15 protein-coding genes are annotated in these 20,088 nt (G+C 73.0%); 5 read left to right on the forward strand and 10 right to left on the reverse strand.

The annotated features are described in order from the left end of the window. Positions 1-2: 2 nt before the first annotated feature. A complete protein-coding gene (locus AADR41_RS03645; protein ID WP_342279904.1) occupies positions 3-851 on the reverse strand; it encodes an aminoglycoside N(3)-acetyltransferase in 849 nt (282 codons plus the stop codon). Between the two features lie 72 nt (positions 852-923). Then, on the reverse strand, positions 924-1,334 hold the full coding sequence (locus AADR41_RS03650; RefSeq protein ID WP_342279905.1) for a CoA-binding protein: 411 nt from the start codon (positions 1,332-1,334) through the stop codon (positions 924-926). Between the two features lie 58 nt (positions 1,335-1,392). Between AADR41_RS03650 and AADR41_RS03655 the strand changes: the two genes are divergently transcribed. From AADR41_RS03655 to AADR41_RS03665, 3 genes are all read left to right on the forward strand, one after another. Then, a complete protein-coding gene (locus AADR41_RS03655; protein WP_342279906.1) occupies positions 1,393-2,019 on the forward strand; it encodes a YigZ family protein in 627 nt (208 codons plus the stop codon). Positions 2,020-2,248: 229 nt separating this feature from the next. Then, positions 2,249-3,415 (forward strand): exonuclease SbcCD subunit D, encoded by a 1,167-nt coding sequence (locus AADR41_RS03660; protein ID WP_342279907.1) that lies wholly within the window; start codon positions 2,249-2,251, stop codon positions 3,413-3,415. Next, complete coding sequence (locus AADR41_RS03665; RefSeq protein WP_342279908.1) at positions 3,412-6,567, forward strand: SMC family ATPase; 3,156 nt, start codon at positions 3,412-3,414, stop codon at positions 6,565-6,567. The genes AADR41_RS03660 and AADR41_RS03665 overlap by 4 nt, the downstream gene beginning before the upstream one ends. Here AADR41_RS03665 and AADR41_RS03670 read toward each other — a convergent pair. Continuing rightward, positions 6,557-7,003 (reverse strand): Lrp/AsnC family transcriptional regulator, encoded by a 447-nt coding sequence (locus AADR41_RS03670; RefSeq protein WP_342279909.1) that lies wholly within the window; start codon positions 7,001-7,003, stop codon positions 6,557-6,559. The genes AADR41_RS03665 and AADR41_RS03670 overlap by 11 nt on opposite strands. A 94-nt stretch (positions 7,004-7,097) precedes the next feature. Here AADR41_RS03670 and AADR41_RS03675 point away from each other — a divergent pair, with 94 nt between their 5' ends. Next, positions 7,098-7,586: a rhodanese-like domain-containing protein gene (locus tag AADR41_RS03675; RefSeq protein ID WP_342279910.1), complete on the forward strand. Its 489-nt coding sequence runs from the start codon at positions 7,098-7,100 to the stop codon at positions 7,584-7,586. Positions 7,587-7,667: 81 nt separating this feature from the next. Here the strand turns inward: AADR41_RS03675 and AADR41_RS03680 are convergent, their stop codons facing one another. Both AADR41_RS03680 and AADR41_RS03685 read right to left on the reverse strand, forming a co-directional pair. Beyond that, positions 7,668-9,353 carry a DUF885 domain-containing protein gene (locus AADR41_RS03680; protein ID WP_342279911.1) on the reverse strand — a complete coding sequence of 562 codons (1,686 nt, stop codon included), beginning with the start codon at positions 9,351-9,353 and terminating at the stop codon, positions 7,668-7,670. A gap of 48 nt (positions 9,354-9,401) precedes the next feature. Then, a complete protein-coding gene (locus tag AADR41_RS03685) occupies positions 9,402-9,899 on the reverse strand; it encodes an Lrp/AsnC family transcriptional regulator (protein WP_342279912.1) in 498 nt (165 codons plus the stop codon). Between the two features lie 59 nt (positions 9,900-9,958). Between AADR41_RS03685 and AADR41_RS03690 the strand changes: the two genes are divergently transcribed. After that, on the forward strand, positions 9,959-11,254 hold the full coding sequence (locus AADR41_RS03690) for a trans-sulfuration enzyme family protein (protein WP_342279913.1): 1,296 nt from the start codon (positions 9,959-9,961) through the stop codon (positions 11,252-11,254). Here the strand turns inward: AADR41_RS03690 and AADR41_RS03695 are convergent. The 5 genes from AADR41_RS03695 to pdxR all read right to left on the reverse strand — a co-directional run bounded on the left by AADR41_RS03695 (position 11,222) and on the right by pdxR (position 20,059). Next, positions 11,222-12,652 (reverse strand): GNAT family N-acetyltransferase, encoded by a 1,431-nt coding sequence (locus AADR41_RS03695; protein WP_342279986.1) that lies wholly within the window; start codon positions 12,650-12,652, stop codon positions 11,222-11,224. The two genes, AADR41_RS03690 and AADR41_RS03695, sit on opposite strands and share 33 nt — an antisense overlap. A gap of 153 nt (positions 12,653-12,805) precedes the next feature. Continuing rightward, complete coding sequence (locus AADR41_RS03700; RefSeq protein WP_342279914.1) at positions 12,806-15,451, reverse strand: DUF7825 domain-containing protein; 2,646 nt, start codon at positions 15,449-15,451, stop codon at positions 12,806-12,808. After that, a complete protein-coding gene (locus AADR41_RS03705; RefSeq protein ID WP_342279915.1) occupies positions 15,448-16,821 on the reverse strand; it encodes an SWIM zinc finger family protein in 1,374 nt (457 codons plus the stop codon). Before AADR41_RS03705 ends, AADR41_RS03700 begins: the two co-directional genes overlap by 4 nt. Positions 16,822-16,894: 73 nt before the next feature. Beyond that, complete coding sequence (locus tag AADR41_RS03710) at positions 16,895-18,475, reverse strand: alkaline phosphatase D family protein (RefSeq protein ID WP_342279916.1); 1,581 nt, start codon at positions 18,473-18,475, stop codon at positions 16,895-16,897. A 93-nt stretch (positions 18,476-18,568) separates the two neighbouring features. Beyond that, on the reverse strand, positions 18,569-20,059 hold the full coding sequence (pdxR, locus tag AADR41_RS03715) for a MocR-like pyridoxine biosynthesis transcription factor PdxR (RefSeq protein ID WP_342279917.1): 1,491 nt from the start codon (positions 20,057-20,059) through the stop codon (positions 18,569-18,571). Positions 20,060-20,088 lie beyond the last annotated feature (29 nt).

Consider the following 20,088-nt stretch of genomic DNA (forward strand, 5'->3'; position numbering starts at 1 on the left):
ACTCAGCCGGGTGAGTGGCAGAGGCCCCGGGCCGGTGCGCCGGCCCGGTGGGCCGTCAGCCAGCCGGACGCGAAGTCGACGGCGTCGCCGATACGGAAGAGCCGGCTCGTCGACGATCCCACCCGGCCCGTACGGACCGTCGCTCCCGTCCCCGGCCGGGCGAAGTCCGCGCCCAGGGCGGCGAAGTCGCTGTCGTCCAGCGCGACGTCCTCGTACTCCCACCACCGGCGGCGGCCCCCGGCCGTCACCACGCAGCGGTAGCTCCGGCGCGGCGGGGCGGGAACCCGGTACTCGCCGAGGTGGAACGCGGTGCAGGTGTCGAAACCGGTGCCCAGCATGAGTACCTGGGCCCGCAGGTCGTAGAGCCGGGCCAGCGGCGATTCCTCGCCGAGATGGCAGTCGGGACGGTGACCGGCCATCAGCTTCCGGGCCAGCGGACCGAGCGCGGCGAAGGACGTCTGCGGGTGCCCGCTGCGCACCGCCCCCTCGGAGAGCCGCACGGCCTCCGCGAGACGGCCCATCGACGGCGCTGCCGAAGTCGCCGGGTCGAAGGGCGGCATGCCCGCCCGCACGGCTTCCCGGGCCCGGTCGCCGAGCCCGCGCACCCGGTTCAGGTACTGCGGGGAGGTGTCGGAGTTCTCCGGCGTGAACGCGGGGACGACGAGTGTGCCGTGCCCGAGGGCGTCGCGCAGGGCACCGGCCATCGCACGGATGCCGCCGCTCACCGGACCCACCGCGCTCATCGACGCGTGCACCAGCAGGACGCCGTCGCGCTCCACACCCAGCTCGGTGAGCTGCCCGGCCAGCCGGCTGCGGTGGTGAACGTCGCTCGGTGCGGTGGTAGTGGTCACAGCGGGCCATTCTCCCAGCCGGACGCCGAGTGCGACACCACGCACATGCGCGCGAGGGAACCCGGGTGCGGTTCAGCGGTCGAGGGCGGGAATCTCGATGGCGGGGCACCGGTCCATGACCATGTCGAGCCCGGCCTCGCGCGTGCGGGCGTAGGCCTCGGGGTCGACCACACCGAGCTGGAACCAGACGGCCCGGGCGCCCGCCTCGACCGCCTGGCCGGCCACCGCGCCCGCCTGCTCGCTGTTGACGAAGACGTCCACCACATCGACCGGGAACGGGATGTCGGCCAGCGAGGCGTAGCCGTCCTCGCCGTGCACCCGCTCCGCCTTCGGATGGACCGGGACCACTCGCTTGCCGAAGCGCTGGAGCACCTCGGCGACGCCGTAGGCCGCGCGCGACCGGTTGTTCGACAGGCCCACCACGGCCCAGGTGTCGCCGCTGTCCAGGAGAATCCTGCGGATCGTCTCTTCGTCTGCGTACATGATCCGCACAACGGGCCGGGGCCCCGGACCATTCCCGTACGGGGCATAGGGTGGCCGGATGCAGGAGCAGTACCGGACAGTCGCCCGAGCGGGCGTGCACGAGACCGAGATCAACCGGTCGCGCTTCATCTGCGCGCTCGCCCCCGCCGCCACCGAGCAGGAGGCGCAGGACTTCGTCGCACGCATCCGCAAGGAACACCCGACCGCGACCCACAACTGCTTCGCCTACGTGATCGGCGCCGACGCCTCCGTACAGAAGGCGAGCGACGACGGGGAGCCCGGCGGCACCGCGGGAGTACCCATGCTCCAGATGCTGACCCGACGTGAGATGCGCTACGTCGTCGCCGTCGTCACCCGCTACTACGGCGGGGTCAAGCTCGGTGCCGGCGGACTGATCAGGGCCTACGGGGGAGTGGTCGGCGAAGCCCTCGACGCACTGGGCACCATCACCCGACGGCGCTACCGCCTCGCCACGATCACCGTCGGCCACCAGCGCGCGGGCAAGCTGGAGAACGACCTGCGCGCCACCGGCCGCACCGTGCGCGGGGTGCGTTACGCGGAGGCCGTCGTCATCGAGATCGGGCTGCCGGACGCCGACGTCGAGGCCTTCCGCGGCTGGCTGGCCGACGCGACCGCGGGCGAGGCGGGGCTGGAGCTCGGCGGCGAGGCGTACGAAGACGCCTGACCCGGTCCGGCGCCCGTGCGGCACCCGCCCCGCCCGGATCGATCTTCCGGGGCGAAGGCCCGGACACGGCCGTCGGTGATGCGAGACTGTGATGGGTGAGAAGCGAGGGACTCACCACCGCCGACGAGGCCGCCAACGGGACTCCGGGCCGGCCCGGCGCGATCACGGAGCACGGCCGGCAGCGGCCCCGGGGGCGGAGGAAGACAACGATGCAGGTCGGAGCCGGCTCTTGAGAATTCTTCACACGTCCGACTGGCACCTGGGGCGCTCGTTCCACCGGGTCTCCCTGCTCGAAGCCCAGGCCGCCTACCTGGACCACCTGGTGGCGACGGTGCGCGAGCACGAGGTGGACGCGGTCCTCGTCGCAGGCGACGTGTACGACAGGGCCGTACCGCCGCTGGCCGCCGTCGAGCTCTTCGACGACGCGCTGCACCGGCTCGCCGCCGCCGCGGTGCCCACCGTGATGATCTCCGGCAACCACGACTCGGCACGCAGACTGGGCGTCGGTGCCGCACTGATCGGGCGGGCCGGCATCCACCTGCGCACCGACCCCGCCGGCTGTGCCACCCCCGTCGTCCTGCCGGACGAGCACGGCGACGTGGCGTTCTACGGGCTGCCCTATCTGGAACCGGCCCTGGTGAAGGACGCCCTCGGGGCACAACGCGCCGGGCACGAAGCCGTGCTGACCGCGGCCATGGAACGGGTCCGCGCGGATCTGGCCGGTCGCCCCGGCGGCACCCGCTCCGTCGTGCTCGCCCACGCCTTCGTCGCGGGCGGCGAGCCCAGCGACAGCGAGCGCGACATCACCGTCGGCGGGGTGGCCGCCGTGCCCGCCGGAGTCTTCGACGGCGTCGACTACGTGGCGCTCGGCCATCTGCACGGCTGCCAGACCGTCACCGAACGCGTCCGCTACTCGGGCTCGCCGCTCGCGTACTCCTTCTCCGAGGCCGACCACCGCAAGACCATGTGGCTGATCGACCTCGACGCCTCGGGCACGATCACGGCCGAGCGCCTCGACTGCCCGGTGCCCCGCCCGCTCGCCAGGCTCCGCGGCCTCCTCGACGACCTCGTCGCCGAACCCGCGCTGGAGCACCACCGGGAGTCCTGGGTCGAGGCCACCCTGACCGACCCGGTGCGCCCGGCCGAGCCGATGGCCCGGCTCGTCGAGCGGTTCCCGCACACCCTCAGCCTGGTCTTCGAACCGGACCGCGCCCCCGACGACCCGCACGCCTCGTACGCCCGGCGCCTCAAGGGGCGCGACGACCAGCAGATCGCCGAGGACTTCGTGGCACATGTGCGGGGCGGCTCCGCAGCCGACGAACAGGAACGCACGGTGCTGCGCGGCGCCTTCGACCACGTCCGGGTGGACGACGGTGTGCGCGAGGTGAACCGTTGAGACTCCACCGGCTCACCGTCACCGCCTTCGGGCCGTTCGCCGCCACCGAGACCGTCGACTTCGACGCCCTCTCGTCGGCCGGTCTCTTCCTGCTGCACGGGCCGACCGGCGCCGGGAAGACCTCCGTCCTCGACGCGGTCTGCTACGCCCTCTACGGCGCGGTGCCCGGCGCCCGCCAGAGCCCCGGCACCTCGCTGCGCAGCGACCACGCCCCGGCGGAACTCGCCACCGAGGTCGAACTGGAACTGACCGTCGGCGGCCGCCGTCTCGAAATCACCCGGAACCCCGCGCAGCCCCGCCCGAAGAAGAAGGGCAGCGGCTTCACGACCGAGAAGGCACAGAGCCGGCTGCGCGAGTACGGTCCCGACGACGGCTGGCGGCCGCTCAGCCGCTCGCACCAGGAGATCGGCGAGGAGATCACCCGGCTCATCGGGATGAGCCGGGAACAGTTCTGCCAGGTGGTGCTGCTGCCGCAGGGCGACTTCGCGCGCTTCCTGCGCGCCGATGCCGAGGCACGCGGCAAACTCCTCGGCAGGCTCTTCGACACCCGCCGTTTCGCCGCTGTCGAGGAGCGCCTGGCCGAACTGCGCCGCGGCGCCGAGACCAGGGTCAGGGCCGGGGACGAACGGGTCCTCGCGGCCGCCCAGCGGATCGCCCAGGCCGCCGGACCCGCCGGCCGCGAAGCGCCGCTCCCCGACATCCAGCCCGGCGAACCCGGCCTCGCCGAGGGTGTGCTGGAGTGGGCAGCCACGGCCCGCAGCGGCGCCCGCGAACGGCTCGACATCGCCGCCTGCGTCCTCGCCATGGCCGAGGGCCGGCAGTCGGCCGCCCGCCAGGCACTCGACAGCGAACGCGAACTGGCCACACTCCAGCAGCGGTACGAGGACACGCGCCGCCGGGCCGCCGTGCTCGAAGACCGCCGCCCCGACCGCGACCGCCGCCACGAACGGCTGGCACGCGCCCGCAAGGCGGACCTCGTCGCACCGGCGCTGGACCTGCGCGACGAGGCCGAGCGCGCCTACCGCCTGTCCTGTCAGGCCCGTGACCGGGCCCGCGCGGTGCTGCCCGGCACCCTGGCGGACGCCGGTGCCGAACAACTCGCGGAGCTGGAGCGACGGCTCCGTCAGGAGCTCGGCGGCCTCGAAGCCGCGAAGCGGGCCGAAGCACGCAGCGCGGCGATCGACGCCGAGCGGGCCGGACTGGAGCGCCAGGCCAGGGCCGACGACGAGCTGATCCGTGAAGCGGAGCTCTGGCTGGCCGACTGGGAGTCCACCCGCGACGGACTACGGGCCCGCATCGAGGCGGCCCAGGAGGCCGCCACCCACGCGGAGCAGCTGGCCGGCCGGCTGGAGCCCGCCCGTGCCCGGCTGGACGCGGCCCGCCGTCGCGACGCGCTGGCCGACCGGGTGTCGGCCGCGGCCGAGCGGCTGGCCACCGCCAGGGAGAACGCCGCCGCGGCCCACGAGTCGTGGCTGGATCTGCGCGAACGGCGACTGCGCGACATCGCGGCCGAGCTGGCGGCCGAGCTGGTGGACGGCGAGAACTGCAAGGTGTGCGGTTCGGCCGACCACCCCCACCCCGCCCGCGCGGCCGACGGGCATGTGGACCGGGACACCGAGGAACGGGCGCTCGATGCCCACCGCCGGGCCGATCAGGCGCGTACCCACGCGGACCGGGAGCTGGGCGTCGTACGCGAGCAGCATGCCGCCGCCCGCGCAGCCGCGCAGTCGGCGGTGCCGCAGCCGAGGGACGGAGCCGATGCCACCGACCCGGCAGCCGCGGCACAGGTGAGCGCCTGCGCCGGTTCGGCCGGGGCGCCTGCTACCGGCACCGGCACCGTCGCCCCGGGCCCGGCCGGCACCGGGTCCGGCGCCGACCCCACCGTCGCCGAACTCGCCGCACTCGTCGACCGGTTGACCGGCTCGCACGCCCGGGCGTACCGCACCGCGGCGGGCATGCACGCCGCGCGCGAGGCCCTCGCGGCCACCGAGCGGGAACAGGCCGAACGCCTCGAAGGCCGGCAGCTGGCCGAGCGCCGGGCCGCGGCCCGCACCTCCCTGCGCGAAGGACTGGACCGCGAACAGGCGGCACTGGAAGCCGAGTTGACGGCCGCCCGCGGCGAGGCGGGCAGCGTGGCCGAGCACGCCGCGCTGCTGGAGCGCCGGGTCGGGCTGCTCGCCTCGGCCGCCGAGGCGGTACGTCAGGAGGAGACGGCCGCACAGCACCGCAAGGAGGCCGACGACCGGCTCGCGGACGCCGCCTTCCGGGCCGGGTTCGACACCCCGCAGGCGGCGGCCGAGACCCTGCTCTCCGATGCCGAGCAGCGTGAACTCCAGCGGCTCGTCGATGCCTGGCAGTCCGAGGCGGCGGCGGTGGCCGACCGCCTGGCCGAGACGGAGACCCGGGCCGCCGCCGCCCGCCCGCCGGCCGCGGTGGACGCCGCGCGGACCGCGTACGACACGGCCGAACACCTGCTGCGGGACGCCTCCGCCGCGCTGGCGGCCGCGCGCGAGCGCTGCGCCGAACTCGGCAGGCTCTCCCGCCGGGCCGCGGACGAGGTACGCGGACTCGGTCCGCTGCGCGAGGAGTACGACCGGGTGGCACGGCTGGCCGGACTCACCGCCGGCACCTCCGCGGACAACGAACGCAAGATGCGGCTGGAGTCGTACGTGCTCGCCGCCCGGCTCGAACAGGTCGCCGCCGCGGCCACCGCACGGCTGCGGCGCATGTCGTCCGGCCGGTACACACTCGTCCACTCCGACGCCCGCACCGGAGGCCGCAGAGCGGGCCTCGGACTGCACGTCGTCGATGCCTGGACCGGCCGCGAGCGCGACACGGCCACGCTCTCGGGCGGCGAGACGTTCTTCGCCTCGCTGGCCCTCGCGCTCGGCCTCGCCGATGTCGTCACCGACGAGGCGGGCGGAGTACGGCTGGACACACTCTTCATCGACGAGGGCTTCGGCAGTCTGGACGACCAGACCCTCGACGAGGTGCTCGACGTGCTGGACTCGCTGCGCGAGCGGGACCGCAGCGTGGGCATCGTCAGCCATGTCGCCGATCTGCGCCGCCGTATCCCCGCACAGCTCGAAGTGGTGAAGGAACGGCACGGATCGGCGGTGCGGCACTGCACCGGCGGCGAGGTCAGCGGCTGATGGCGCGACGGGGGAGCGGCGAGGAGTAGACGACGCTGGTGGTCACCGAACCGAGGGCGCCGATCCTGCCGGCGACCTCCTCCAGATGACTCATCGAGCGGGCGGTGACCTTCAGTACGAAGCAGTCGTCACCGGTGACATGGTGGGCCTCCACGATCTCCGCAGTGGTGTCGAGCAGATCGTGGAACGGCTTGTAGTGGCCGTTCGGATAGCGCAGCCGTACGAGGGCGAGAATCGGCAGCCCGAGCCGCTCCGGGTCGACCACGGCGGCGTAACCGCTGATCACCCCGGTCTCCTCCAGCCTGCGCACCCGCTCGGTCACGGCGCTGGGGGACATCGACACCGCGCGTGCCAGCTCGGCGAACGACACGCGCCCGTCGCGCTGCAGGACATCGAGGATGCGCCAGTCGGTGGCGTCCGGGGAATAGTCGGTCATGCCCGGGACACAACAGGGAAATCCCCGGCGGGGCAAGCATTGTGCCGGGGATCTCATCTTCCGGGGGCTGATCACCGTCCGTAGATTTCTGGGCATGACCTCCCAGCCCACCGCCGTCGCGGCCCATCCCGTCCTGCGCGTCCCGCCCGCCTCCCCGGCGGCGGCCGTCGCCCGCTTCGGCGCCTCGCTCGCCTTCCACACGGATGTCTCTGACGTCGCCGCCGCGCTCGCGGCCGACGGCGATCCGGGCTTCGTGCTCCTGGACTCGCGCTCCACCGGATCCTGGAACCGGGGGCACGTCCCCGGCGCGGTCCACCTGCCGACCGCGCTCATCGCCGAGCAGGCCCACCACCTGCTCGACCCCGCGGTTCCCGTCGTCACGTACTGCTGGGGCCCCGCCTGCAACGGCGCCACGCGTGCCGCGCTCGCCCTCGCCGAACTCGGCTACCGGGTCAAGGAGATGCTCGGCGGCTTCGAGTACTGGGTGCGCGAGGGCTTCGAGTTCGAGACCCGGGAGGGGCGGGAGCGGCGCAAGCCGGACCCGCTCACCGCGCCGGCCGGCTCCGGCGACTGCGGCTGCTGACCGGCCCGGCCGTACGGGCCGCGGTGGTGTCCGGCGGCCGGACCCGTGGGGTGGACAGGGTCCGGCAGCCGGGCTGTCGACTCAGAGCCTGGACAGCTCGTCGACGAGATCGTCGAGACCGAGCGGCCCCTGCGACAGGGCGGCCATGTGCCAGGCCTTGGCGTCGAACGCGTCACCGTGGGCCTTGCGGGCGTTCTCCCGGCCCAGCAGCCAGGCGCGCTCGCCCAGCTTGTACCCGATGGCCTGTCCCGGCATCGAGAGATAGCGGGTCAGCTCGCTCTCCACGAAGTCGGCGGGCCGGCCGCTGTGATTGCCGAAGAACTCCTGCGCCAGCTCCGGGGTCCACCGCTCACCGGGGTGGAACGGGGAGTCCGCCGGGATCTCCATCTCCGCGTGCATGCCGATGTCCACGATCACCCGGCAGGCGCGCATCATCTGTGCGTCCAGATAGCCGAGGCGGCGCTCGGCGTCGGGCAGGAAGCCCAATTCGTCCATGAGCCGCTCCGCGTACAGCGCCCAGCCCTCGGCGTTGGCGCTGACCCCGCCGATCGACGCCTGGTAGCGGGACAGGCTGTCGGCGACATGCGTCCACTGCGCGATCTGGAGGTGGTGGCCCGGCACACCCTCGTGGTACCAGGTGGACACCAGGTCGTACACCGGGAACCGGGTCTCGCCCATCGTGGGCAGCCAGGTGCGGCCGGGGCGCGAGAAGTCCTCGGAGGGGCCGGTGTAGTACGGAGCCGCGGCGCCGCCGGGCGGGGCGATACGGGACTCCACCTTCCGTACGCGTTCGGCGAGCTCGAAGTGCGTACCGTCGAGAGCCTCGATCGCCTCGTCCATCAGACTCTGCAACCAGGCCTGGACCTCGTCGACCCCCTCGATGTGCCTGCCGTGCACATCGAGATGGGCCAGCGCCTCCCACGGGCCGGCGCCGGGCAGCACCTTCTCCGCCTCGGTCCGCATCTCGGCCAGCAGCCGGTGGTACTCGGACCAGCCGTACGCGTACGCCTCGTCCAGGTCCAGGTCGGTGCCGTTGAAGTAGCGCGACCAGCGCGCGTACCGTTCACGGCCCACCGTGTCCGGCGCGCCCTCGATCGCGGGGGCGTACACATCGCGCATCCAGTCGCGCAGCGCCGCGACCGACTCGGTGGCCACCCGGGCGCCCTCGTCCAGCTCGGCACGGAGCGACGCGGGTCCGGCGGCCGCGAACTCCTGGAAGAACCCCGGACCGTCCTGGCCCGCCCACTCGTCGAGCTGGCCGATGAAGGTGGCGGTGGCGCGCGGGCCGCCGTAGAGCTTGCGCTCCAGGCCGAGTGCCAGCGACTCGCGGTAGCCCTCGAACGCGGCGGGCACCGCGTGCAGCCGGTCCACGACCGCCGCCCAGTCCTCGTCGGTCTCGGTCGGCGTCACGGTGAACACCTCACGGACACTGTGCGCCGGGGAGGCGAGGTTGGAGACCGTGCGCAGCTTCTCATCGGCCTCGTGAACGGCGAGTTCCGCAGTGAGGCGCTCACGCAGCAGGCGGCCGCAGCGGCGCTCGGCGTCGCTGTCCGCGCCGGGCAGCCGTTCGGCGGCGTCGAGCTTCGCCAGGGTGGTGCGGGCCAGCTCGGCCAGAGCTTCCTGACCGGCGGGGGAGAAGTCGGGAAGGCGGCGCGAGCTCTCCGCGACACCGAGATAGGTGCCGGAGATCGGGTCGTGTTCGATGAAAGCGTCGACATAGGTGTCGGCGACCTGGCGGGGCAGCGCGCTGCTGGAAGTGTCTGACATGCGGACATCCTCGTACGGCGGGGGCCTCCGCGTCACCATCATTCGGTTTCAGGGGCCGGACTCCGCCGATTCTGCGGACGGCGGCAGCAGCGGCCCGCACTCCCACTGCTGGAATATCAGCCTGGTCTCGACCCGGGCCACTTCGCGGCGCGAGGTGAACTCGTCCAGCACCAGGCGTTGCAGATCGGCCGTGCCCGTGACCGCGACATGGACCAGATAGTCGTCCGGGCCGGTCAGATGGAAGAGCGCACGGGACTCCGGCAATGTCCTGATGCGTTCGACGAACGGGCCGATGAGCTCCCTGCGGTGCGGCCGGACCTGCACGGAGAGCAGCGCCTCCAGACTCCTGCCGAGCCTCGCCGGGTCGAGCCGCAGCCGGTGGCCGAGAATCACACCGGAGCGGCGCAGCCTGGTCACCCGGTCCAGACAGGTCGACGGTGCGACGCCGACCTCGGCGGCCAGCTCGCGGTAGGTGGTCCGGGCATCGTTCTGCAGCAGTCGCAGAATGTGCAGATCCACCGGGTCAAGAGCGACAGAATCGGCCATTGGCCGAACGTAGCACGGAGAATGCCCGCCGAATCCCGGTGGTTGTTCAGAGTGGTGGCATGGACACCGAATCCCCGATGGCGCCCCCGACGACAACCCGGTCCAGGGCGCTGGCCACCGACGCCGTGCACGCCGGCCGCGACGATCTCGCGGCCCTCGGACTGCACACTCCGCCGATCGACCTGTCGACCACCTACCCCTCGTACGACTCCCGGGGCGAGGCGGAGCGGATCGACGCCTTCGCCACGACCGGTGCGCAGCTCGAAGGGCCGCCGGTCTACGCCCGGCTGGACAATCCGACGACCGCCCGCTTCGAGACCGCACTCGCCCGGCTCGAAGGGACCGCGAGCGCCGTGTCGTTCGCCAGCGGCATGGCGGCGCTCACCGCCGTTCTGCTGGTCCGGGCGAGCATGGGGCTGCGCCATGTGGTCGCCGTCCGGCCGCTCTACGGTTGCAGCGATCATCTGCTCGGCGCCGGACTGCTGGGTACGGAGGTGACCTGGACCGATCCGGCGGGCATCGCCGACGCGATCCGTCCGGACACCGGGCTGGTGATGGTGGAGACCCCCGCCAACCCGACGCTCGCCGAGGTCGACATCCGGGCGATCGCGTACTCCTGCGGTTCGGTGCCGCTGCTGGTCGACAACACCTTCGCCACTCCGGTGCTGCAGCGGCCCGTCGAGCACGGTGCCCGGATCGTGCTGCACAGCGCCACCAAGTACCTGGGCGGGCACGGCGATGTGATGGGCGGGGTCGTCGCCTGCGACGAGGAGTTCGCGGGCCGGCTGCGGCAGGTGCGCTTCGCCACCGGCGGGGTGCTGCACCCGATGGCCGGGTATCTGCTGCTGCGCGGCCTGGCGACGCTTCCGGTACGGGTGCGGGCGGCGTCCGCGAGTGCCGCCGAACTGTCCCGCAGGCTCGGCGCCGACCCGCGCATCGCCCGGGTCCACTACCCGAAGCTGGGCGGTGCGATGGTCTCGTTCGAGGTGTACGGGGATCCGCACCGGGTGATCTCGGCCGTGCGGCTCATCACGCCCGCGGTGAGCCTCGGCAGCGTGGACACCCTGATCCAGCACCCGGCCTCCATCAGCCACCGCATCGTGGACGAGGGAGACCGGCAGGCCGCGGGCGTCGGGGACCGGCTGTTGCGGATGTCGGTCGGTCTGGAGGACGTCGAGGACCTGTGGGCCGATCTGTGCCAGGCGCTCGGCTCCCAGGAGGCCGCACGGGAGCAGGACCCGGCCGGAGAGTCCTCCGGGGCCGGGGTGGCCTCCACGGCCGAGGGGTCTTCCGGTGCCGAGGCGCCTTCCGGGGCCGAGGCGTCAGCGGCCGGCCTGCTCGTACGGGGGCAGTGACCGGACCGGGGTCGCGTCCAGGCGGGCGGTGACGACCAGGGTGCCCTCCTCGATCTGGTAGTCCAGCGGCAGGGACAGGGCGCGCATGGCCGCGACCATGCCGGTGTTGGACGACTGGGTCACGGCGTAGACGCTCTCGCAGCCCGCCTCGACGGCGAGCGCCACCAGGCGGCCGAGCAGCTCGGAGCCGATGCCGCGGCGCTGCCAGTCGTCCTCGACGAGGAGGGCGACTTCGGTCTCGTCGCCGTCCCAGAGGAGGTGACCGAGCGCGACCAGCCGGCCCGAGGCCGTCTGCACGGCGAGCGTGCGGCCGAAACGAGGGCTGAGCAGGTGGTCCAGGTAACGGTCGGCGTCTTGGACCGGCCCGTGGTAGCGCATCCGCAGCGTCCGGTCGGAGCAGCGGTCGTGCATCGCCCGTGCTGCTTCGAGGTCACCGCCGTCCGCGCGACGCACGGTGATCTCGTTGCCCTCGGGGAGGGTGAGCACGTCCCGGCTGCGCGGCACACGGGGGCCGAGCCGGGCGTCGAGCTCGACCAGGGCACGGGCCCGGGCGAACTCGGTGGGCGTGAACGGGAGATAGGGCCGTTCGACGGTGATGGCACCCCCGGACGGATCGCGCAGCCGCATCACCGTCTCCTCCAGCACCCCTTCGACGGGTGCGGTCTCACCGGTCGCCCGGCCCGTGACCGAGACGGCGGGCAGCGAGTGGATGGTGCAACGGCCGAGCAGCTGCCGCAGCGCGAGGGGCAGCTCGGCCGCGTCCAGCGCGGTGCGGGTGGCCAGGCCCAGGACCCGCGTCGGGGCGTCGACCAGATCGTGCGTGTCGGCCCGCTCGATCCAGGTCGAGCCTCCCCCGGCGGCGGAGACCGCCCGGCTCAGCTGCTGCGCCTGGAGCAGGGAGGGCGCGCGCAGCAGGAACTCGTCGACCGTGCCCCGGGCCAGCGGGTGCGTCTGCAGGGTGAGGATGTCGACCCGGTGCCGGGCGAGAGCACCGCACAGCGCCGCCAGGCTGCCGGGGGCGTCCCGCACCGTGGTCCGCATCCGCCACAGCGCCGTGTCCTCGGGGGAGGCGGCCGGACCCGCGGCGGTGGGCGTGTCCGACGCCGCGGGCCCGGCACCGTCGGTGCCGAGGCCCGTTGCGGCCCCGTCCCCCTCGGCGACCGGGCCGGAGCCGGTCGGCGGCGGGGCGTGGCTGTGCCGCCGGGCCCACCAGGTGTGGAACGCGGCCGTCACCGCCAGGGCCACCGCCGAGGCGATCAGCAGATACGGTCCGTCCGGCTGGTGCCCGATCAGGTTCGCGATGGCGTCGGCCACCGCGACCGCGGTGAACAGCGCGGCCAGCTCGATCATGTCCCGCCGCCAGTGGTGGGGGCGGCGGGCGGTCTTCGCGGATGTCACATCAGTCATGGCTTCACTCTGACCGAGCGTTGTTGCCTGACCGCGAACACTCTGTGACTGATGGGTTAAGTGTGGATCTAGTCCCTTTTTAGCCACTTTCTCCTTATTGGGGGCTGTGCTGCGGCCTTGCGCCTGGGCTTCGGTGCGGACGCATCAGCCTTGTTCCCAGGCGGCCTTCAGCCGTACCGCCTGACGTACCAACTGCGAGGATCCGCCGCGCGCGGCCGTTTCGGCGAGGCCGGGTATCGGATCCCCACCGCCCGCCGCGCCGCAGTGCTCCACGCATTCGGCGGCCACGGAGAGCAGGTCGCCCAGTCCGCGAGGCGCCTTCTCCTGCGCCAGCAGTCCCGGCAGGGCGCCGGTCAGCGCGGACAGCACCGTCCGGTACGCCCCGGTGGCGGCGGCGGTACGGACGGAATCCGCCAGGCGGTTGGGCTTGATCAGACCGTTTCCGAGGAGCGTCGCCAACTGCTCACCGAGGAGCGCCGCGTCGAGCTGCTGCCGGGCGGCCAGAATCAGCAGAGCGTCCACCGCCAGCAACCGGTCCTCCGGATGCCGCGCCCCCAGTCCGTACGCCACCATCAGACGGACGGCCTCCCCCGCGGGCGCGTCCTGTTCGGCCAGCAGCAGGAGCGGCGAGAGGGTGTCGCGTATTTCCTCGACCACACCGGTCGCGATGTTCGGCAACAGCCAGGCGGCCAGTGTCTCGGCGTCCTCGGGCAGGGTGGCGGTCCACTGGTCCGGGCGGCCGTCCCAGTGGTAGCAGTGGCTGTGCGCCGGGACCTGCGGCCGGCCGAGCCAGTGGAAGGAACGAGGGAACTCCTCCTCGATGAGCGGGCGTTCCCGGCTGGCCATCAGCGCGCGCGACGACCGGACGACCGTCTGCCCCTGCCGGACCCTCTTCTCCAGATCGAAGCGGTACACCCGCGCGAGCGGTTCGTCGGCCCGCAGCCATGCCGCCAGCCGGTCGCCTTCGGGGGTGCCGAGCAGCGCCGCCGCCTCGGCGGCCCCGAGCTGATCTCCGCGACGCACACGCAGCAGTGCCTGGGCGAAGTCGGCCTCGCCCGGCCGGACCCCGAGCCGCTGACAGGTGCCCAGCCTTTCGACCAGCACGGCCGGGTCGAGCGAGCCGGTGTGCCAGGTGGGGGTGGCGAGCAGGAACGGAGTGCCACCGTTCAGCATGGCGTCGGCCGCTTCCCACAGCCGGGCCTTCAGGATGCCGTCCAGCGCGGCGTGGACGCAGGTCCCGGTGCCGGTCCAGGACTCACGTTCCTCCTTCACCGCCCGTGCCGACACCCGTCCGAGCAGCGTGGCCACGACGACCCTGATGCTCGTCTCCGAGCGGAGAGACCGCTCGGTCTGCGACGGCGGTTCGCCCTCGACCCACCACTCTCCCGCCAGCGCGTCACGCAACGCGTCGGCCAGTGCCGACCGGTCGTTGTGGGCATGGCGCACCAGCCCGTCCAGGGCCCGCTCGAAGGCGGTGACGTCCGGCGTCGCCGACCTGATCAGGGCCACCACCACCTCGACCAGTTCGGGCAGCGTCGCGGGCGGCGGATCGAGGGGCTGCGGTTCCGGTACCGGGGGCAGCAACTCCTCGTACCCCTCCGTCCCGGACCGCCCGACCGCCGGACCGCCGAAGACCTCGGTCACCATCGCGCGGTGAGCCGGGCCCAGCAGCGCGGCCGACGCGGCGAGCCCTTCCCGCACCGGCGTCCCGGCGGCGGGCAGGTACCGGGCCACCAGTTTGAGCGCCCGCTCCTGGACGTCGATGTCCTCGTGCTCGAAGGCGCTCGCGACGACGGGCAGCAGCTCGTCGACCGCCGACGGATCGCGGCGCAGCACCTTGCCGAGCAGCACGAGCTGGGACCGGACCAGCTTCTTCTCGGTACGGAACAGCACGGAGGCCGAGATGTCCGCCAGGGCGCGCACGGAAAGCTCACCACGCCCGTCCAGCCGGGCGAGCACCGCCTGGGCGTGACCGGCCACCGTGGAGGCGCCGTCCGCGGCCATCCCGGTCCAGTCGGCGACCCGCTCGGACTCCTCCTGCTCGGTCAGTTCGAGCGTGCGCAGAAGACCGAGGAAGAACCGCAGCTCGTTGACCTTGCCACCGCGCAACAGCCGGGTCACACAGGCTTCCACGAGCACCGGCCGCTCCAGCAGTCCCTCTTCGGGGAGAGCGGCCAGCGTGGCGGCCCACTGGTACGGATCGCTCGCATCGTCGGGCCAGAGCATCGGTGGCGGCAGCTCCGTCAATTCGAAGATCCGTGGCAGCAGGGTGGCCGCGAACGGGTCGTCACGGAGCCTGTCGACGAGGGGCCGCCTCCTGCGGCGACGCAACTGTGCGGCCGAGAGGGACTCGGCCCAGCCCTGCACGAAGCCTTCCGACGTGGGCACGGGGCACCGGGCCTGCTTCACCAGCCCGGCGATCAGCTCGTACGCGGGCTCCGCGGTCGCGGGCCGGGCCGCCAGCCGGTGCGCGACATCACCGAGCCATTCCGGGTCACGGTCCGACAGGACCGCCAGGACCAGGGGGAAGGGTGAGCGGCCCCAGCCGGTCAGATCCCGGCCGCCGATCCAGGCGGCGCACGCCGCGGCGCTCGTCTGGCAGCCCGCACCGGCCACCAGCAGGGCCTTGCGGACCTTGCCCTGCTCGGTCCAGGACCAGTTCCGTGCCTCCTTCCGGATCGTCTTCAGCTCGGCCAGCGCCGCCTTGCGCTCCGCCCGGTCCATCCCGGCCAGCAGCCCCGGCACGTCGTGCGCGCGCGATTCCCGTACGGCGGTGAGGAGCTCGTTCATCGCACACCCCCGGCGACCGGCGCGGTGCGACGGACTATACGGGCGGCGAGAGCGTGCTTGCACGGGCCCCGCCGCCCGCGATAGTCCGCCCACCACTGACAGGTACAGCTCAGCATGCCCTCCCGCTCCCTCACCTGATAGCGGCGTTCTCCCGAGATCACGGTCGCCACGTCCCCGTCGAGCACGACCGCCCCCGAGCCGGCCAGCTGCCGGGCCGCCACCAGACGAGGATTGTGCCGCTCGGCCCGGTCGGCGTCGTACGGCAGCTCGCGGTGGAAGTAGGCCGCGTCGGCGAGGTCGTAGCCGACCCGGCCCGCCGTCCCCAGCCGGGTGAGCGCGGCCCGTACCCGCTCCACCGTGAGACCCGACTGCTCCGCCAGATCGGCGGTGTCGATCCGGGGCTCCCAGGCCAGCAGCACGGACACCAGCTCCGCGTCGGCCGCGGCGTCATCGGTGGCCAGCGCGTCGAGCACGCCGCCCTCGCCGGAGAAACCGCGCGAGGCATCGGGCGAGAGCGTCAGGGTGAGACGCATGCCCGGCAGCACGACCTCCCAGGCACTCGCCGTCGCGGCCCCGTCGGCGACCGGCCCGTACACCCGCAACGACGTGGCATGACGCAGCACCCGCTGCAACGCCACCAGCCGCTCCGGTCCGGGCAGACACACCGCCCCGGCCACCGGCCGGGTCGTCGGCCGCAGCGTCTTCCCGGTGGGAACCACCCACCGGGCACCACGCGAGGCGTTCCCCGACGATCGCGGCAGCGAACGGAGGAACCGGACGGCCTCGGCGGCCGGCAGCTCGGCCCGCAGATCGAAACCGGCCGACACCACCTGGGCCTCGGCGAAGCCGCGCAGCCACCGGTCGGGCAGCGGCACCTTCTTCTCCACGACCGGGCCGTCCAGAGTGGTGACGGCCATCTCGTCCGGCCCCACCCGCAGATGCAGCGGATCGTCCCCCGCTATCCGCGAAAGCGCCTCCCGCAGCGGATTGTTGACATCCACATTCGTCGTGCCGTGACCCGTCCGCGCACCGTCCAGACCGTCCTGCAGCACGTCGAGGCGTGCGTACACCCCGCAGCAGCCGGAGAACGACTCGAAGCGCAGTCGGTCGCCATTGCCCGTCACCACCGGATCGAGCGACGAAGGCAAGGTGCGTTGGTAGTAGCGCGTGGACGCCACGTCCGCCACGGCCAGCAGGCCCCGGGCGGCGATCCCCGGCGAGGTGAGAAAGCCGGAGAAGAACCGGGGACGGGACTCGGCGCCCCGCGGTGTGAGGCCACCGGAGGTCTCCAGCCCGAGGAGCTGCCCCGACTGCGAGGACTCCAATGCTGACGGGCGTGCGTAGGCCAATGCCTGAACGGATCGGGTCATGGGAAAACCGTAGATCCCACCACTGACAATCGGCCCCCGGCCATCGCCCGGGGGCCCGTCGCAGGGCGTCGGTTCACTGCCCGACGCGCCCCGGCTGCAGCACCTTGCTGAACAGTACGGAGCCGCCCTGCGCCCGCAGTCGCACGGTCAACTCGCCGCTGTCGCCGTCGATGTCCACCTCTCCGAAGTACTGCGGCGACTCCATCGGCGACACGTTCGCCCGGTCCGGCGCCCGGACGAAGACCCGGTCGGGACCGAACGTCGCGTCGAGCTCGTTCGCCTGGAACTGACCGGCGGCCAGCGGTCCCGACACGAACTCCCAGAACGGCGCGAAGTCCTTGAACGACGCACGCTCCGGTTCGTAGTGCTGCGCCGACGTGTAGTGCACGTCCGCCGTCAGCCAGACCGTGCCGGTGATCCGGCGGTGCTTGATGTACCGCAGCAGTTCCGCGATCTGCAGTTCACGGCCGAGCGGGGCCCCGGGATCGCCCTGGGCGACCGCCTCGAAGTCCGTCGCACCGTCGGTGACCACCAGTCCCAGCGGCATGTCCGCGGCGATCACCTTCCACACCGCGCGGGACCGGGACAACTCGTGCTTGAGCCAACGCAGCTGCTCGGCACCGAGGATGCCCGTCGTGTCGTCGGCCTGCCGGCCCGGGGAGTTGGCGTTGCGGAAGGACCGCATGTCGAGGACGAACACATCGAGCAGCGGACCGTGCCGCACCACGCGGTGCATCCGGCCCTCCCCGGAAGAGGCATGCAGGGTGGACACCGGGAAGTACTCGCGGAACGCCCGCATCGAACGGGCCGCCAGCACATCCACGTTCTTCTCGGTGTACCGGGTGTCGTCGAGGATCTGCCCGGGATACCAGTTGTTGCGCACCTCGTGGTCGTCCCACTGAACGATCGAAGGGACCTGCGCGTTGAACTCACGGAGATTGTGGTCGAGCAGGTTGTAGCGGAAGTTCCCGCGGTACTCGGCAAGGGTCTCGGCGACCTTCGCCTTCTCCTCGGTGGTGACATTGCGCCAGACCCGCCCGTCGGGCAGCGTCACGCTGGGCTCGATCACCCCGTCCGCGTAGATGTTGTCACCGCTGCACAGGAAGAAGTCCGGATCGAGGCGGCGCATCTCGTCGTACACCGCGTAGCCGCCGATGTCCGGATTGATTCCCCAGCCCTGCCCCGCGATGTCGCCCGACCACAGGAAGCGCACCCCGTCGCGGCGCCGGGCAGGTGCCGTCCGGAAGGTTCCGCGCACCGGCTCGCCGGTGCGGCGGGGGTCGTGGGGATCGGCGAGCGTCACCCGGTAGTGCACCTGCTCGCCCGGCGGCAGCCCGTACAGCGGTGTCGTGCCGGTGAAGTCGGTGCCGGATCCGACGAGCGGCCCGTGCCAGGTGCGGGCCCGCCGGAACGACTCCGTCGCCGAAGTCTCCACGATCATGCGGGCCGGCCGGTCCGACCGCACCCAGACCAGCGCGGACGACGAGGTGACATCACCCACCTGTACACCCCACGCCGCACGCGGCCGCCCGGACAGCGCGAAGGCGGGGGCCGCGGAACCCACCGCGGGCAGCGCGAGCGCGGCCGACGCGGCGAGCGAACCGCGCAGCACGCTGCGGCGGGCGGGGGACGGGAATCGCGGACGGTACGACATCGAGGTGCCTCCGGGGCAGTGGTCAGCGGAACGAAACGGGTGACCGGTCTGGCGTCCCCACCCTCGTTCCCGTCGGCGGCGGGCACACCAACCTCAGATGAACACCCGGCCACCGCCGTCGGCAGCCCGTCCGTTCGCGCCCCGGCGCGCCGCCGCCAGCAGGCGTACGCCCCGCTCGATCTCCGCCGGAGCCAGATGCGCGTAACCGAGCACCAGGCGCACCGCCCCGTCCTCGCCGGGCAGGGTGCCGCAGGCACCGAGCGGCCGCAGAGCGACACCCGCATCGGCCGCGCGCGCCATGAACACCGCCTCCGGGCCGTACCGCCCGGGCAGCGCGGCGATGATGTGGAGGCCCGCGGCGATCCCGCTCACCTCGGTTCCGGGGAAGTGCTCGGCCAGCATCGAGGTGAGCGTGTCGCGGCGCTCGCGATAGGCGCGCTGACAGCGGCGCAACTGCCGGTCGTAGCCGCCGCGGGTGATGAAGTCGGCGAGGACCGCCTGGTCGACGGCCGGATTGCCCAGATCCATCGTGCGCTTGCGGGCGACGATCTCGTCGGTCATGTCCGCCGGTGCGAGAAGCCAGCCCAGCCGGAGCCCGGGCGCCAGCGACTTGCTCACCGAGCCGGTGTACGCGACGTGCTCCGGATCGAGTCCCTGAAGCGCGCCGACGGGTGCGCGGTCGTAGCGGAAGTCGCCGTCGTAGTCGTCCTCCACGATCAGCCCGTCCGCGGCGCGCGCCCACTCCAGAAGCCGGCCGCGGCGGGCGGCCGAGTAGGCGATCCCGGTGGGGAACTGGTGCGCCGGAGTGGTGACGACGGCGCGTACGCCCGAGCGTACGAGGGGCTCGGGCGCCAGCCCCTCGTCGTCGAGCGGCAGGCCGACGGTGGTGATGCCCGCGGAGGCGAACAGCGCGGAGTGTTCGGGGCTCCCGGGATCCTCGACGCCGACGGACCGCATCCCCCGCCCGTGCAGCACGAACCCCAGCAGAGTCGTCGCCTGCGCCACGCCGGAGCACACCACCAGGCGCTCCGGATCGGCGACCACACCACGGCGCCTGGAAAGCAGCGCCGCCAGGGCCTCGCGCAGGACGGGCAGCCCGCGCGGATCGGGGTAGCCGAGCGCGCCGTGCGGCAGCCGGCCGAGCACCGAGCGATGGGCCGCGGCCCAGGCACCGCGCGGGAACAGCGACAGATCGGGTGAGCCGGGCCGGAAGTCCACGCGCACGCCCTCGGCCCGTGGCGCGAGATCACGCGCCCCCGGTACCGGAGCCCGAACGGCCTCGCTCACCCAGGTGCCCGCGCCACGTCCGCTGCGCAGGTAGCCCTCGGCCGTGAGCTGCTCGTACGCCTCCGTGACCAGCCCACGCGACACCCGCAGATCGGCGGCCAGCGCCCGGCTGGACGGCAGCCGTGTACCCGGAACGAGAAGACCGGAGCGTACGGCTTCGCGCAGGGCCGACTGAAGGGCACGGCCACGCCGTCGGACCGGCGCCGCGGCGGCCGGAAGCAGCAACTCCCAGGCGGCGCCGCCGAACTCCCCGCCCTGAGCGCGGTCCGGCCGCGAATTGGTCCCCGAAGACATCATGAGAGTGGACCTTAAACCGGACCGCCCGG

The organism is Streptomyces sp. CLV115, assembly GCF_038448545.1.
Lineage (GTDB): Bacteria > Actinomycetota > Actinomycetes > Streptomycetales > Streptomycetaceae > Streptomyces > Streptomyces sanglieri.